Origin of the sequence: Halobacteriovorax sp. CON-3 (assembly GCF_043196995.1) — a bacterium.
GTDB lineage: Bacteria > Bdellovibrionota > Bacteriovoracia > Bacteriovoracales > Bacteriovoracaceae > Halobacteriovorax_A.
This window is the reverse complement of record NZ_JBEBNA010000002.1, coordinates 128,108-143,321: the sequence shown is the minus strand read 5'-3', so window position 1 is coordinate 143,321 and position 15,214 is coordinate 128,108. Positions and strand designations below refer to the sequence as shown.

General features: G+C 36.8%; 14 protein-coding genes and 1 tRNA gene. 5 read left to right on the top strand and 10 right to left on the bottom strand.

Annotated elements, in window-relative coordinates; genetic code table 11:
* Positions 1-6: 6 nt before the first annotated feature.
* Positions 7-663, bottom strand: coding sequence for a hypothetical protein (locus ABMA72_RS11295; protein ID WP_393057183.1), 657 nt, complete (start codon positions 661-663; stop codon positions 7-9).
* A gap of 201 nt (positions 664-864) precedes the next feature.
* On the opposite strand from ABMA72_RS11295, the gene ABMA72_RS11290 reads away from it, so the two are divergent.
* Positions 865-1,734 (top strand): flagellar basal body-associated FliL family protein, encoded by an 870-nt coding sequence (locus ABMA72_RS11290; RefSeq protein WP_393057181.1) that lies wholly within the window; start codon positions 865-867, stop codon positions 1,732-1,734.
* On the opposite strand, the gene ABMA72_RS11285 is transcribed toward ABMA72_RS11290, so the two are convergent.
* Positions 1,723-2,964: a sigma 54-interacting transcriptional regulator gene (locus ABMA72_RS11285; RefSeq protein ID WP_393057179.1), complete on the bottom strand. Its 1,242-nt coding sequence runs from the start codon at positions 2,962-2,964 to the stop codon at positions 1,723-1,725. The genes ABMA72_RS11290 and ABMA72_RS11285 overlap by 12 nt on opposite strands.
* Before the next feature lie 53 nt (positions 2,965-3,017).
* On the opposite strand from ABMA72_RS11285, the gene yihA reads away from it, so the two are divergent.
* Positions 3,018-3,695, top strand: a complete 678-nt coding sequence (gene yihA, locus ABMA72_RS11280; RefSeq protein ID WP_392858268.1) for a ribosome biogenesis GTP-binding protein YihA/YsxC — start codon at positions 3,018-3,020, stop codon at positions 3,693-3,695.
* 1 nt (position 3,696) lies between these two features.
* Here yihA and ABMA72_RS11275 read toward each other — a convergent pair whose 3' ends face one another.
* A complete protein-coding gene (locus tag ABMA72_RS11275; RefSeq protein WP_392858265.1) occupies positions 3,697-3,996 on the bottom strand; it encodes a hypothetical protein in 300 nt (99 codons plus the stop codon).
* A 60-nt stretch (positions 3,997-4,056) separates the two neighbouring features.
* Between ABMA72_RS11275 and ABMA72_RS11270 the strand changes: the two genes are divergently transcribed.
* Both ABMA72_RS11270 and ABMA72_RS11265 read left to right on the top strand, forming a co-directional pair.
* Positions 4,057-4,977, top strand: a complete 921-nt coding sequence (locus ABMA72_RS11270; protein WP_393057177.1) for a lysophospholipid acyltransferase family protein — start codon at positions 4,057-4,059, stop codon at positions 4,975-4,977.
* Positions 4,970-5,914, top strand: coding sequence for an NAD-dependent epimerase/dehydratase family protein (locus ABMA72_RS11265; protein WP_393057175.1), 945 nt, complete (start codon positions 4,970-4,972; stop codon positions 5,912-5,914). Before ABMA72_RS11270 ends, ABMA72_RS11265 begins: the two co-directional genes overlap by 8 nt.
* A 9-nt stretch (positions 5,915-5,923) precedes the next feature.
* Here ABMA72_RS11265 and ABMA72_RS11260 read toward each other — a convergent pair whose 3' ends face one another.
* Both ABMA72_RS11260 and ABMA72_RS11255 read right to left on the bottom strand, forming a co-directional pair.
* Positions 5,924-7,828, bottom strand: coding sequence for an alkyl sulfatase dimerization domain-containing protein (locus tag ABMA72_RS11260; RefSeq protein ID WP_393057173.1), 1,905 nt, complete (start codon positions 7,826-7,828; stop codon positions 5,924-5,926).
* A gap of 92 nt (positions 7,829-7,920) precedes the next feature.
* Entirely contained in the window at positions 7,921-9,060 is a 1,140-nt protein-coding gene (locus ABMA72_RS11255) for a hypothetical protein (protein ID WP_393057172.1), read from the bottom strand.
* 203 nt (positions 9,061-9,263) lie between these two features.
* Between ABMA72_RS11255 and ABMA72_RS11250 the strand changes: the two genes are divergently transcribed.
* A tRNA-Leu gene (locus tag ABMA72_RS11250) sits at positions 9,264-9,349 on the top strand.
* 321 nt (positions 9,350-9,670) lie between these two features.
* Here the strand turns inward: ABMA72_RS11250 and ABMA72_RS11245 are convergent.
* From ABMA72_RS11245 to ABMA72_RS11225, 5 genes are all read right to left on the bottom strand, one after another.
* On the bottom strand, positions 9,671-10,072 hold the full coding sequence (locus ABMA72_RS11245; RefSeq protein ID WP_393057170.1) for a hypothetical protein: 402 nt from the start codon (positions 10,070-10,072) through the stop codon (positions 9,671-9,673).
* Between the two features lie 118 nt (positions 10,073-10,190).
* On the bottom strand, positions 10,191-12,296 hold the full coding sequence (locus ABMA72_RS11240) for a hypothetical protein (RefSeq protein ID WP_392858243.1): 2,106 nt from the start codon (positions 12,294-12,296) through the stop codon (positions 10,191-10,193).
* Between the two features lie 148 nt (positions 12,297-12,444).
* On the bottom strand, positions 12,445-13,293 hold the full coding sequence (locus ABMA72_RS11235; protein WP_392858240.1) for a restriction endonuclease: 849 nt from the start codon (positions 13,291-13,293) through the stop codon (positions 12,445-12,447).
* The gene (locus ABMA72_RS11230; protein WP_392858239.1) at positions 13,293-13,853 is read right to left on the bottom strand and encodes an AAA family ATPase; all 561 of its coding nucleotides are present in this window, start codon (positions 13,851-13,853) and stop codon (positions 13,293-13,295) included. The genes ABMA72_RS11235 and ABMA72_RS11230 overlap by 1 nt, the downstream gene beginning before the upstream one ends.
* The gene (locus ABMA72_RS11225) at positions 13,853-15,193 is read right to left on the bottom strand and encodes an MBL fold metallo-hydrolase RNA specificity domain-containing protein (protein ID WP_392858236.1); all 1,341 of its coding nucleotides are present in this window, start codon (positions 15,191-15,193) and stop codon (positions 13,853-13,855) included. Before ABMA72_RS11225 ends, ABMA72_RS11230 begins: the two co-directional genes overlap by 1 nt.
* Positions 15,194-15,214: the final 21 nt, after the last annotated feature.

Here is a 15,214-nt window from a genome sequence, read left to right as displayed (position 1 = left end):
GCCAGACTACTCCAGAGACCAACCTTCTACCTTTCCTTGGCTAAAGTAGACATATTTACGGTCTCCATTTTCAAAGAAGGTCCATCGCTCATTTTCAAGGTGTGGATTACCTGCTGTGTCAACGCGATGAGGGTTTCCCCATCTATCAATTACATTCTTTTTATCCATTCCCAGAGCTATTTCGCGGTGGGCCTGAGCTCTTGGTGAATAGTGAAATATTGAAGCAGGTTTACGTGCCTCAAACTTTCTTTGTCTCTCGTACTGCACAAGAGTTTTTCCATATTGTTGCTGCTCGGCCCTAGTCAGAGTTAAGTAGTAGAGTTTTTGAGAGTCATTATCAAACATTCTCTCTTTGCGACGAAAAGCTTCACGATCTTCCGGGCGCATACTATCTAATTTTCCTTGAAGCTCCATTTTCAAGCGCTTTTCTTGCGACCAGACAGGATAATCTTCATCACTAGATGGCGTTCTTTTGAGCATTTCGTCCCTACTATATTTTACGTAGCTTGGGTCTCCACCAACCGTATCAAAGGCCTCTCCAGGGCTAAATAATGAGAATCCTTCATCTTCTTCTCCCATTACATCAAGAAACTGGCGATCTATCGAGATCGGCCCACATGAAACAATGGCAAAAAATGAAAGTAATGTTAATGCTCTAAGCATGTCTTCTCCTAAAGTAATTCTCCCCATCACCCCTTCTTTACGGTGTAATTATTGAGATTTCTTAAGAATCCATTCAGCTTCCCCCACATCCAGAAAAAACTTCCTAGCCTATTAAATTACTCAGGAATTTACTCCATACACTCAGGTATTTTGACCACTTGCCGATAAGCACTATAGAGATAGATTTGGGGATATTTCGTAATGATGAATAAATGGCTAAAAATTGAAAAATATTTAAATGGTTTGCTTACAAATCTGGCCAATTTCTTTACGGGAATCACACCTGACAAGATCAAGCATCTCTATCGTAATTTCTTGGCCACAATTACTGGCCTTATCAAAAAGATTTTATCTCTACCAGAGTTTCTGACTGGGCCAGCGAGGAAATGGCTTAGGCTTAAGCTTGCTGCATTCGTCACATTCATGCTGGCAAAGAAGCAAAGTTTGGCCACTATTGGCGAGGCCTTCAAAAACTTTAAGCTTTCCGGAGAAATTCCTCATATGGCATACAATGCAGCCAAGGGGTTTTGGTCAAAGAATGTAGCGATGAAGCTTGCAGCAATCTCACCAGCAAAGGCCGTTGGTATAACTTGTACCCTAACAGTGTTTTCACTCACAGGGATTTCTGTTTATCAGAATATTCAGGAAATCTCAGATAAAACTTCTCCTAAGCAAGAAAGAAAAATCGCAAGTGCAGATGAACTTGAAAAAGCTAAATGGGGCCGTTCTCGTTACCGTCTTGCAAATAAGAGAACCATCTTTTTGAGAAACGTGGATGTTCCTATTTATATTAAGAATAGAGATGGAATGAAGTCTCTTCTTATCGATGTACTTCTAGAGACTAATAACCGCTACACAGCACAATATTTCTATAAACCAGAAAATGAGATTTTAATACGTGACCGTCTTAATGAGTCACTTCAAGCAGTTGTACCGAACTTTCCCCTTGAGCCTGAAGGTAAGAAGATCATCAAAGAGAAAGTACGCTACGAAGTCAACAAATTGATAGAGGACTTAAAAATCGACGGCCACGTTGAAAGAGTTTATATCGATTCAATTCTAAATGGATAAAACAGTTCGAAGTGTCTGATTTGTAACTCCTAAGACCTTTGCTGAAGCTTTAATATTCTGATCACAATGATTATATATTTTTAGAAAGTAATGATACTTCATTTCTCGATAGGAATAAAAATGATGATCATCTTGAGATACCATTTCCATTTGATTTAGCTTCATGAGAGATTCATCGATTTCACAATAAGTCAGAAGATTAGTCTTCCCTTTCAAGTGCTTCTTTCTAAGGTGAGCATTGAGTTGTCTAATATTTCCAGGCCATGAATAATTTTGGTAAAACCTCTTTAGTTTCGGATGAATCGTAATACCATGTTTGAATTCATATGAGTTAAGCAGTTGATCTAAACGCTTCTCGCAATCACGTAAAGAATCAAGTCTGATCACTTCCTCTGAAGACACTCGAAAGAAAAAGTCGGCCCTCATCTGCCCTTGTTGGACAAGTTTTTCAAGAGGACGGCCAGAGGCAACTATAACCCTTGTCTTTATAAATTCAGCTTGATTTGATCCAACAGGATAAAAAAGTCCATCATCGAGAAATAAGAGAAGCTTAGCTTGTGTCTCTTTTGAAATAGAGTCAATTTCATCTAAGAATAATGTCCCTCCACTTGCAATTTTTAATGCTCCATCTTTATCACTTAAAGCACCTGTAAATGCCCCTTTCTTATGGCCAAATAACTCTGATTCTAAAATATTTTGAGAATATGAACTCAAGTTTAAGTGTACAAAATTTCCACTAACTCCACTTTGCTCATGTAGGCTTTTTGCTAAGTGCGTTTTCCCAGTACCAGTTTCCCCTTCAATTAATACGTTAAGCTTAGGGTGAACTCGGTAGTCAAGTTCAGCCTCCTGCTCAACATCATCACTTAAGCAACGAATACGGTTTCGGCCAAAGGCCACTTCATCTCCTTTTCTCAAATAGGCATGAGATGAGAAAGTGCCATTAATTCTAAATGTCGCTCCATTTATTCCTGACAGACAGAATGTGTCACCAACATTAGTCTTAACAATTGATAGATTAAACTCGGCCTGTTCCTGTTCTGATAGTATTGGTAGAGTGATTCTTAGAGGCTCAACAATGAGGTCCTTTCCTGTTAAATCAATATGATAGGCCGTTCGATTCAATAAAATCCGACGTTTTGGGCCAAATAAAGGTGTAATTTCTATAGAATTTCCATGGACACAAAATGTGTCTTTTACAAGCTTGTCTAACTTTGGTACTTCTAGCATATATAACTCCTTAGAATTTAAGCAAAATCGTTGATAAACGGAAGAGAAGTAAAATGGAATATAAAATTGCCAAAGGGACAACTCAATTCAAATACGGAATGACAGACGTTAACCAATTAATCGAATGGTTAAACGCAGAGAAGCCAATTGGTGTAAGTTTCATTGGGCGCTCAAATGCCGGGAAATCATCAACAATTAACTCTTTATTTGGTAAGAGCACAGCTGTTACTTCTAAGACTCCAGGGCGTACACGCCAAGTTAATATCTTTTCTTTTCAATTAGAAAAAGAAGGTAAGATTGTAGATAATATTCCACCGTTTTACCTATTTGACCTTCCAGGATATGGACACGCAAAAGTATCAAAAGAGATCCATGCTCATTGGGCAAATCTAATGGATGAGTTCTTTAGAAATTGCGGGGAACAAAACCTAATGCTTAACCTTCAAGATGCTCGTCACCCTAACCAAAAGGCCGACCTAGTTTTTAGAGACTACCTAAGTCCATTTGGTCATGAAGCATTTTTATTATTTAATAAGCTTGATAAACTTAAGACACAAAAAGATAGAGCGGCTTTAAATAAGTTAAAACCAGCAATCTTTAAAGAGCACAAGTGGGTAACTCAGATTCACTTTATTTCGGCACTGAAAGGACAAGGTGTTCCTCAACTAGAAAATGCCATCATTAATTATCTGTTATTACAATATGAGCTAGCAAATACTCAACGAGACTAAACTACTCTTTTGAGCATTTGGACTTAATATTAGAGACATCTTCTTCCATGAGGTGAAGTTGATCTTCATATTCCTTAATTTCTTTTAAGAGCTCATCAACCCTTGGGTTTTCCCACTCAAGAATCCCAGACTTTAAGTGCTTAGCTGCCAGTTGTCCCAACTCTTGATACTTCTCATTTAACAAAGTATTTGTATGGGATGCCGTAAGCATCTTCTTTCCAATAACAGTTGCCTTTGATAGTTCCTGAGAGCACTCATCAACTATTTTCTTAAGCTTGGTTTTCCATTCCTCTTTTTGCATAATTCACTCTTTCAGATAGAATAAATAATAGATCGTCCCCTATTTTACAAAAAGATAAGTATGATTTCATTAGATTTTTTAGCAAAAAAATTTTCTTCTTTTGAACAAGTTCTTGAAAGCAAGCTTGCAAGTTACAAGGACATGCTAACTAATGAAGAAAAAGATAATCTTGAAAAAACTTATCAAAGTCTATTGGAACTATATGGACAAAGTGAAGATCCATGGGGACTTAGTATACCTAAAGCGCGTAAAAGTTTTGAGATACTCTACACCATTTATCGCCACTACTTTAAGGTGCGTCTTTTTGGAAAAGAGAATATCAAAGATGAACAATATATGGTCATTTCAAACCACTCCGGTCAAATTGCCATTGATGGCCTAATGATAGGATGTGCCTTTGCATTCGAAAATGAACAACCACGAGTTCTTAGGCCAATGGTCGAACGCTTCTTTACCGCCCTACCATTTATCAATAAGTGGTCTTCAGAATGTGGTGCAGTTCTTGGTGATCGCGACAATTGCCTAAATCTTTTAAAGCGCGGGGAATCTCTTCTCATCTTTCCAGAAGGAGTTAGAGGTGTTTCAAAAAGCACAAGTAACTATTATAACGTCCAAGAATTCACACCAGGCTTCTTTCGCATGGCCCTCAAAAGTGGAGTAAAGATTCTTCCTGTTGCCGTGGTCGGAGCTGAAGAAATCTTTCCTTATGTCTATCAGGCAAGTTCTGTTGCGAAGTTTTTAAAATTACCAGCTCTTCCAATAAGTGCTAATTACTTTCCACTACCGTCTCCCATTGATATTCACGTAGGAAAACCAATTGAATTACCAACGGATATCAATTCAGACAGTGAAGACAGCTTAATCAATCCACATATTCGTGAAATAGAGCGAGTTATCCAATCAATGCTTAATGAAGGAAGAAAGACTCGTAGGCCATGGGCCTTTACAAAGAAAGTGACAAAGGAAGAGGCCGATGAATAGCAAACGTTCAATCCTGATCATCGGTGCTTCAGGTGGTCTTTCAAATATTCTCTGTGGGCTACTAGCAAAGAGAATTCCTGATGCGAGGATTATTGGAATTGATTCAAGAAGAATGAAGAATGAAGTAGATTTTGAAAATTTCACTTTTCATCGTATGCGCTATACTCGCAGAAATTTTGAAAAACTATTTCGTGAAAATAGGTTTGAAACAATTTATCAGATCGGTAGAATAACTCCACCAGGAGGAAGTGCCGAAGAACGCTTAAGTTTTAGTCTTATCAACACAAGTAAGGTCTTAGAACTTGCTGAGAAGTATTCTATAAAGAAATTCATTATGCTTAGTACCTTCCATGTCTACGGTGCCCAAGCTGACAACCCAGTCTTTATTAATGAAGACTATCCTTTAAAAGTTAGTATCAAGCATCCAGAACTTCGAGATGTGACAGAAGTCGATGCTCTTTGTACGAACTGGATGTGGAAAAACAGAGAAAATATTGAAACCGTTGTTCTTAGGCCATGTAATATCATTGGGCCACAAATTGATAATACGATATCAAGATACCTTACCTCTAATATGACTCCAGTACCTATCGATTTCAATCCAATGATGCAATTCATTCATGAATATGACATGGCAAATATTTTATTTCAATCTCTCGACAAGCTACCAACAGGTGTCTACAACGTTGCCCCTGGTGAGACAATCTCTCTTCAAGAGGCTAAGAAAATAACTGGCACTAGAGACTTTCCTTTTCCTGTTTTTACCTTGGAAGTTCTATCGAAAGCGATTCGAAAGATTTGGCCATTCCCTAGCTACTTCATCGATTTTGTTATGTACTCATGTGTTATCGATAATTCAAAAATAAACCAATTTATCCCTGAAGATATTTATCAATATGACAGCAGAAAAACCCTTTCGCTAATACGAAAGGGCTAAGCATATTTTTTATTCCTCTTCACTTGCAAGAGTTCTTTCTTTTACTGTATTTAAAGCTGGATCGTTATCCCAATCATATATAACATCGAAATTAGAAAAGGCTTCAACAACTTCTTCTCTTGTCCCCTTTTCAATTCCTATATCAGCGGAAGCAATAAAGTCATCGACTGTACCGAGATTATTATACAGCTTTGTAAATGTATCTTTATTCATATGAACTTCCAGATCTTTCATCTTATCAATTTTTCTTCTATCACTTACAAAGTCGACTACTGCATTTCTAATATGTAGGCCGTATTTTTCACCATAGCCAAGATTAATGGCAATGAATTTATCAGTCCCTTGCGCTCGACCTGGGTTAATTCTAATACGATAATTATTCACAAATGAACTAGCATTACCTCTTACTTGATTAAATGTAGCTGGAGCATTCTTAATAATTGCAACCTTTCCTTCTGCAGCTCTGGCTTGGCTTAATGCCCAACTTCGTGCAGTTGTTGCAAGGCTTCGATAACCAATTTGTTTTAAACAATTTGCTTTAATTTGATTATTGTCATTGCTCTTATTTACGCGAACTAAGTAATTCGCAAGCTGACAAGACCACTGGTAGTCACCATCTTTGTATGCATAATCCGCAAGGGACTTGACTCTAGTTTCCCCTCCCATAGCAAGAACGATCCTCTTCGCTTCATCATCAGGGTGAAGACGGTAGAGAGTTGTTGCATCACGATTAAATTGTCCAAAAATGGCATTATAAATTCGTGGTGGCATTGAAGAAATTGGACCATAATTTTCAATCAATGTTGGTTCTGTTTTTAGGTAGTCTGGAATTGTCACAAAGTATCTTAGCTCATCTGGCCCCATACCTAGTGAAATACCTTTTAGAGTTTGATCCAAAACAAAAGAAAGCCCGTCTTGATAATTTTGTAAGCGTTGAGCAACCCTATCGCTTCCTTTTATACTCGTAGAGTGTGTACTCATTAGGATTTCAGGTTTTAGCTTTTTAATAAACTCAACAGACCTTTTCCAATCTTCAGGGTTTCGATACTTTCCGCCACGAAGACTATAAATATTTGGGAACCATCCCCACATGACATTATTGAGAACGGCCTTCTTAGAAGGTATATGTACTAAAACTTGATTAGAAGTATCTGTCCCAATATCTTTCGTATAAAATGTCATTCCAATGCCTGCTATCGTTAACTTTTGACCATTTCTCACAGGTGTGTTTACTGGAACAAAACCATTATTATCGGGGATGATCGTATTCTTAAATCGCGCATCGTCTCCCTTATCTGGTAAATAAAGATTGAATTGCTCAACTGACCTGGCCATCAGCACTCCACCAACTTCAGGATGAAGGGCCTCAACACCACCAGAAACGGCCATCACTTTATTCGTATTTGGGTGGCCAATAATCTTGATATTTCGATTTCCTCGTCGCCTTTCTTGATCTACAAAGAGCTTGGCACCAAGGCTATAATGCTCATGAGAATAGACGATTGCCCTAACAGGAAGTCTTGTTACCTTTCTCATTTCGTTATAGAAAACATTAGCATCGTGCTCATTATCACCAGTGTCGTACACAATCACACCATCTTTACCAATTATAAAATGTGAGTTAACAATGCTGTCACTTCCAATAGTGAAGAGTCCGCTTCCTAAGTTAACGGTTGTTAATTTATCATAGGAGCCACGCTTTTCACTTTCCTGTGCTAAATTCCAATAATTTACTGTCTCGCTATCAACAAGTGCACCATTATCAAGTTTTGATAACTTCTTATCTTTGGCCTTCATCATAGGATTATCGTGGATGAGGGTATTTACACTTAGGGCACTTCCCATAAAGGATGTTCCTCTTCCCACAAAAAATGAGATTGCACACAGAATAAAAACGAGAAATCCAACTTTCATAATTCTTCCTTTGTAGAGTTTCTTCAATGAGTCTTTCGACATCTAACAAAGAAAGAAGAACCTAAGTTCAGTTAACAAAAGTAAAATGAAGTTTACTCGAATGGTTGACCAAGAATAACAATAACAAGGCAAAGGACGGCCATTAATAATGAGAAAGTAAATTTTTTCTTATTCAATCGGTAGTTAATTAAACAGCTACTTATACATTGGAATAGGTAATAAAGAGCAAAGGCCTTTGAAGCAAAAGAAATGATTTTGAAAATATCGAATAGCCAGACAAGAATTGTTCCGACACAGGCTATGAAAAGGTATGCATTTTTCGATTTAATCTTTCCACTTGAAATCTCTGCAAAAAGACCTCCACCTCCTCCCATATCCGCAATGGCAGCACTTAACTGACTTGCCATTGCAGCTGCAAATAAGAATGTAGGAGCTAGTACAAATACAAATTGACCAATATCAATGACAGATGTTTCTGAAATCACTCCGCTTAAAGGGTGTGACTTAAAAACAGGAATAAATAAGGCAATAAGTAGCATATATATTGCACTACTAATCAATTGAGCGTACCTCATGCTTTTTACTCTCAATTCTCGATTATACTTCTCAGAAAGGTATCGACTTGTTTCAAATCCTTGCACCATAATGAGAAGTCCTAGACTTACAGCTAGAGAATGATAGTTAAAATTGCTAATATCTTTTGACTCAATCGGATGACTACCGAATTGATAAGCAACGAGTCCCATCAAAAATGTCACAATAATAGAAAGCTTTACATTAACAGAAACACTCTCCAGTTTTTCTAGTGATGATAAGCCATGCTGGTGTCCAAAGAATGCGATGGCCATGATAACAACTGTTACAACACCTTTTTCAACAATAGCGCTGTGATCACCAGTCATCCTTAAAAAGAATGATGAAAATAAATAGAGGTAGTATGTGATCGATAAGATATAAGCAAAGGCCAGAACCCAGTCACTAATTCTTTCGTTAAATCGAACCTTATCATGTGTATGGTTTTTATAATCACTTTTTAAGAGAACAGGCTCTACATCATTAATATTCCAGCGAATGACTTCCCCTATCCCAAATGAGGCAAGGCAGAGAATGGCCATCAAGACAGGAGCATAGACACCGCTTAGCTCATTTAAAAGTGGTGCAGAAATAAGAAAACCACTGCCTATAATGGAGGCCAAGGGAGTCATGGTTGCTGTCCATGTAGAATTAGTCATTACTTTCTTCGTAAAAAGGAGAAAGAGAATAAGTGTAACAATAAAGAGATAGGTCAAAGACTGCACTTCCATATATGTCCTCATTAATAGAAATAGTTTATAAGTTTAAATACGAAAAAGAATAAACTACGCGTCATATTTATTGGTAATTATTAACAATTGACTGATTTCCATGAAATGAATAGACTTATTCTATTCTCAGTGGCCCGGTGGTGGAATGGTAGACACAGCGGATTCAAAATCCGCCGGTAGCAATACTGTGCGAGTTCAAGTCTCGCCCGGGCCACCATTAAAAAGACCTTAGGTATGAGCGTAGCGATTATCTAAGGTCTTTTTTATTGTTGCGTGGGTAATAGATCTTTAACTTGATTCGAGTTTAGGAGCAGGATGCGACGTATGTCAGCGAAGGCAGGAGCCGAAGCTGACCAAGTCTCGCCAGCATAAATTTAAATATCTCAATATAAAACTCAATTCGATTCGAGTTTAGGAGCAGGATGCGACGTATGTCAGCGAAGGCAGGGCAACCAATCGCTCCTGCTTATGGTTGCATACAAAACATCGTGTTTATAAGCCGAAGCTGACCAAGTCTCGCCAGCATAAAGACAAGCCCCTACTCTAAATCATCAAATGAGATAGTCCACTTGTAAGGATTAAATCCACATGAAGAACCAGTAATTGTCGCTTTTGAAACTTGTGTAAATGAGTTGATTAGTACAGAAGGAACTTCCACACGATCAAATAGATATACTAAATCTGTCGCCTCACTCTCTTCTAGGAGGTAAGTCATATATCCAGCATTTAGAGACCATACAGCAGGGTTAAAACCCTTAATGCTATCAATAATATCGAACTCTACTTTAGTACAAGGTCCGCTAACTTGGAGAGGAACTTCATAATTATTAACAAGCTCAACTACTACTTGAGTTTCTTCACTTGTTATATTCTTAGTAACTGATTTTGCCAAAACATTAAATGACATAAGTGTAATTAGACAGATGACCATTGATTTCATCAATTTTCTCCTTAATTAAATTTGTATAATATTTCGGACTTATAGCATGAATGAGTGATTAGACAATGAGGTCTAAATAAAATACACATAAAAAAGGCCAGCTAATGCTGGCCCCTAATTATCTTGAAATTGTTGAAAGGTTTGAACATTTATGGACTTTATAGAATTTTTGAAGCCCAACTGTTTTGTCACGATTATTAATGATTTCCATCATAATCTGACCAAGTCGATCTCCTCTTAATCCCTTTTGCCCAAATTTATTATCAAGGTAGTCCTGCGCTTCTTCTAGCGTAAGACTTTTCCCATAAAATTCAATATTACGAACAACGCCTTCTGCTTCTGTAAGAGAGTACTTCTTTCCTTCGACTTCAACATCTTCACGCCCAAGCTCTCTTTGCATTGCAATCTTCTTTAGGTAGTTTCTTGCTGTGATAATACGACGAGCAAGGATGGCAGAATCATTATGTGACTTAATTCTCTTTCTATCAGCATTGTCTGCATCACCAAAGATATCGTTATTTGTTGCAATGAAGTCATAACCAAGCTCAGAAAGCTTTTGAGCATAAACCCAAATCTCTCTCGTTGTCTGTACATCAACACAAGCATTTAATTGTGCATCTTCACCAAGATCTGCTGAGTCACCAGAATTAGTGATTTCGTAATTCTTTTCTAGGTCTTTATACTTTTGATTAAAGTTTTTATTTTGCTCTTCTGAAAGACTTCTCATCTTATCTAAGAACTCACGTCCATACTTTCCATAAACGTGATTGCGAACAACATCGAGAGACTTAATAATTTCTCTAAGGTCACCATCTTTTGAATCCACAGAAGAATATTCTTTCTTTGCGATAATAGCAGCTAAACGATTATCAACTTCTGCAATTGCATTATAAGCGTCAGTAATTCCCTTTTCTCTCTTTTTAAGATCATCACTCTTTAGAAGTTCTTTATACTCTTTAACTGAGATACTTTCTTCACCAAGTGAAATCATATAAGTATCATCGAAGTTATCACGGGCCTTTTTTCTCTTTTCTTCAATATTGTTTAGAACACGATTAAATGAGCTGGCCATATCTGTAAGGAATTGCTGATTGAAATCCTTTACACTTAACTCCATTAACTCCATTGCATTGTCTAGCTTACTTAGCTTCTGCTTAAATAACATATTTAAGAAACGATCCGCACCTTGAGATTCTGCGATATATTCATCTAAGTACTCTTCTAGTAGTGGTTTAGAGTAAGCAAGCTCTCCAAGGATTTCAGCTTGTTGATATGTAGCTGATTTCCCCGGCTTATCAGAAAGAGGACTTTTCATTTTTTCATATAGACCAGCAATTAGCTTCTCAACATCAGCATCAACTTTAGCAACTTCAGCTTCCTTGATCTTTTCGAACTCGACTTCAACACTGTCTTTAGCTTTCTTCAGTGACTCTAGCTCTTTCTTCACTTGAGCAACAAGTGCCTTTGATATTTCTTTGTCTGTATAGTGTCTATCTGTATCAATATCAAAAACCTCAAGTGCTTTTACTTGGTTTCTAACATCATAGTATGCACAATTAAGTTTAACGAAAGTATTGATATCTTCTTCGTTTTCAAACTGGAAACGGTCATTAAAAATATTATTCACAAATCTTAGAATTGATGCGACTGCTAAACCACCATAAGCAACTGTTACACCAGATGGAGAATAGAGACCGAATTGTGAAAATGTCTGAATCACATCAGCAGAGCGTTCTAGGAAAGAAGTACGATCAAGGCTTGAACACTTATTATTTGAAAAGAGTGTGTTTACTCCATTCATAACCTGCATTAGAGGAATACCATTGATATCAACTTCATCAGCAGAAGGAATCACATCAACTGTTTCTTTCCCCTGTTCTTCTTTTAACTTATTTAATTCCTCTTCAAGTTCATTTGAACTATTAAGCACTTGCTCAATTAAAGATTCATTTCCATCAAAACAATCGTCTTTGAAAACTGTAACAATTGCCTTTAGACTACTTAAGGCCTCTTCATAAGAGCGCGTATTATTTAAAGGACAAAATTCTGGACGAGTAAGCGGAAGCTTATTGCGAGTAACAATATCCTTAATATCTCCACCAAGCTTAGAATCGAGCTTGCTATACTTTAAGGTTTTTACATAATTCTCAAAATCACCGGCCGTCGCACTAACTGATGTGACCAGTAAAAGTGACGACAGAAATGTAGACATTACTCTTTTCATAATTATCTTCCTCCAAAATTACGCATAGCGCGATTATGCCAGTTTTATGAACGATAATTAGAAAATAAGAGTTATGCTGTAATTATTACTAAAGATAAACAGCTGAAATTGCGTACTTTCAAGTACTTAACTGAGTTAAATAAGAGGTTTACTCTTTGCTCATTAGAACTTTAACTTCCTTGAGAACCTTTCGGATTTCGCTATCATTTAAGTTCAATGCCTTCAGGCACGCCCTATTAATATGCTTAATAATAACAATTCCCTTGTCCAATAATTGCTTTTTTTCTCGTGCTCTAAGAGTAGACAAGACCGTAATAGGATAAATTCGATAGCGCTGGATTAAATGACAGAATGTATTCTTCTTTGGGTAATTCATTGAAAAGAGAAGTAGGTCTACACCCTTAGCATACTTAATTGCATCTTCTGAGAATTGTGTATTTGAGATTAGAGCATATTTAAAATTCAAATCAGGATTGGCTTCTTTAATATCTAAGTAGCGGGCATGTACATAAAGAGGTATCTTCACATCATTTTTATAATATTTTCGATTATGAAATTTACATTCACAGTAAATATCACCGTCAGGCCTAGTTGCAACAACATCAACCTCATGGCTAACAAACTTACCTTTCTTAATAACAGAAACTTTTGTTTTATAACCTTTCGATTTTAACATCTCAGCACAAAGTATTTCAAAAGGATAACCTGTAGGCCCTAATTTATAGATGGCCCTTTTGATATTATAATTAGCTGCATCTAATTTAGACCTCTTCCTCAGAGCTCGATAAGTCTTCTGGTGGATGGCATTAGTTGTTGAAAATGGGTCTAACTCTTCTGAGATCTTCTTAACAATTTCTTGAGTAGCTTCTTCAGAAACCCCGGCCGCCTCTAAGCTTTTCTTAAACTTTTTCTTATCAAATTCTTCAAAAGTACGATTCACCTTTTGAACGATAAATTTTAATTTCTTAGCTTTCTTGCTCTTTTTCGTGCTTTTCATTATTTAACAACTGTTTTCAAAATCTCAACACCACTTATGATTTTATCCATAAATGACTTTTTGCTATCAACAAAGTAAAAGTTCGGATGAACAGACCAAATCTCTTTTAGCTTATGATCTAATTCAATTGCCTGACGATTCGTTTCACTACGATAGATATTATTACTCGTAATATCGCCACCAGAGTTTGCACCAGTTTCAAAAAAGATAACGGCGTCATAACGATTTAGTTCGTGATCATAAGTTGAATTGATTTTATCAAAGAATGATCCACATTCATCTGGCCAATAGGCCATTCCATCGAGGGTTCCACGGTCACAGAGTAAAATCTTATCTGGATTCTGTTTCTCATATATTGATTCTAGATTCACTTGATAGTCATAGATCATCTTTTGAATATCTTTTACAACTTCAGGTCTCTTATCTCTAGCAACACCACTTTGAAAAACAGAAGTTGCAGCTTCAGGAACAACAACAATATTTTCTACTAACTCTCTTTTAAAAAGATCAAGCGCTGTAGTTTTTCCTCCACCAGGACCACCAGTAACAACAATTTTCATTATTCCCCCAAAATATAATCGATACCATCTTCAACATTGATGGCCTCAAATCCTAAGCTCTCTTGAATAGTCTTTACAAAGTTTTCGACAACAGGCTCTTCACCGTGATTAACAAAAACTTTCTTTAAACTAGTTCCTGAGTTTTTAATATAATCTAATAATTCATCGCGATCGGCATGGGCCGAAACAGATTCCAGTTTTTCAATATGTGCTCTAACATTCATCGTGTGACCTAAGAGGTAAATCTCTCTTTCATCATCCACAAGTTTACGCCCAATAGTTCCCTCTCCTTGAAAGCCAGTGATGAGAACAGTGTTATTTTCATGTTTTGCGTACATATCCATATATTTTAAAATTTTACCACCGCTAATCATTCCGGAAGAACTGATTAAAACAAATGGCTTTTTCGCACGTGCTAGTTTCTTTGAATCACTACTGTATTCAACAAAACGAACCTTTTTCATGGCATCGATAAAGCGCTTTGAATCAACCTTTAATTTCTCGGCTTCTTGCATATATAACCTAGTTACTCGCACCCCCATCGGTGTATCGAGATAGATAGGAATTTCAATTTCAGGATATTTTTCAAAAAGCTCAAATAGCTCATAGATAATGACTTGCGTTCGGGCCACTGCAAAGGCAGGGACCAAAAGCACACCTTGTGTCGAGATGATTCTTTTAATATGTTTTTTTAGTACCGATTGCGTATCTACTTTCTTATGAAGACGATCTCCATAAGTCGATTCAATAACGAGATAGTCAGCTTCTGTTTCCTTATTTGGTGGCAGGTGAATCAAATCATCCTTACGTCCAACATCACCAGAAAAACAAATCTTAGAATCACCATTATCAAAAGTAATACTAGTGGCCCCTAAGATATGGCCGGCCTCTTCAAAGATATAGCGAAAGTCTTCACCTAGCCATTTGCCTTGCTCAACCACTCTAAAGTGAGTCATGGTTTTATCGACATCATCTAAATCATAAAGAATTTCACTTATTTTCTTTTCTTTGAAATCATTTTCTTGAATATTAGCTGAATCCCTTAGAATTATTTCAACAATCTTCTTCGTCACTTCTGTACAATATATCTTTCCCCTGAATCCATTTTTTACTAATACAGGAAGATAACCAGAGTGATCATAGTGAGCATGAGTAAGGAAGATCGAATCAACTTCCGTAATATCGAAATCAGGAAGTTTACTATTTAATTTATTAGAGTCTTTTCCACCTTGAAACATTCCACTATCAATAAGAATATTCTTACGATTAATTGTTAGGAAGGTTTTAGAACCAGTGACAGTAGATGTCGCGCCATAGAATCTTAGTTTCATTTTATCCATGAGGATAATTATATCGACAAT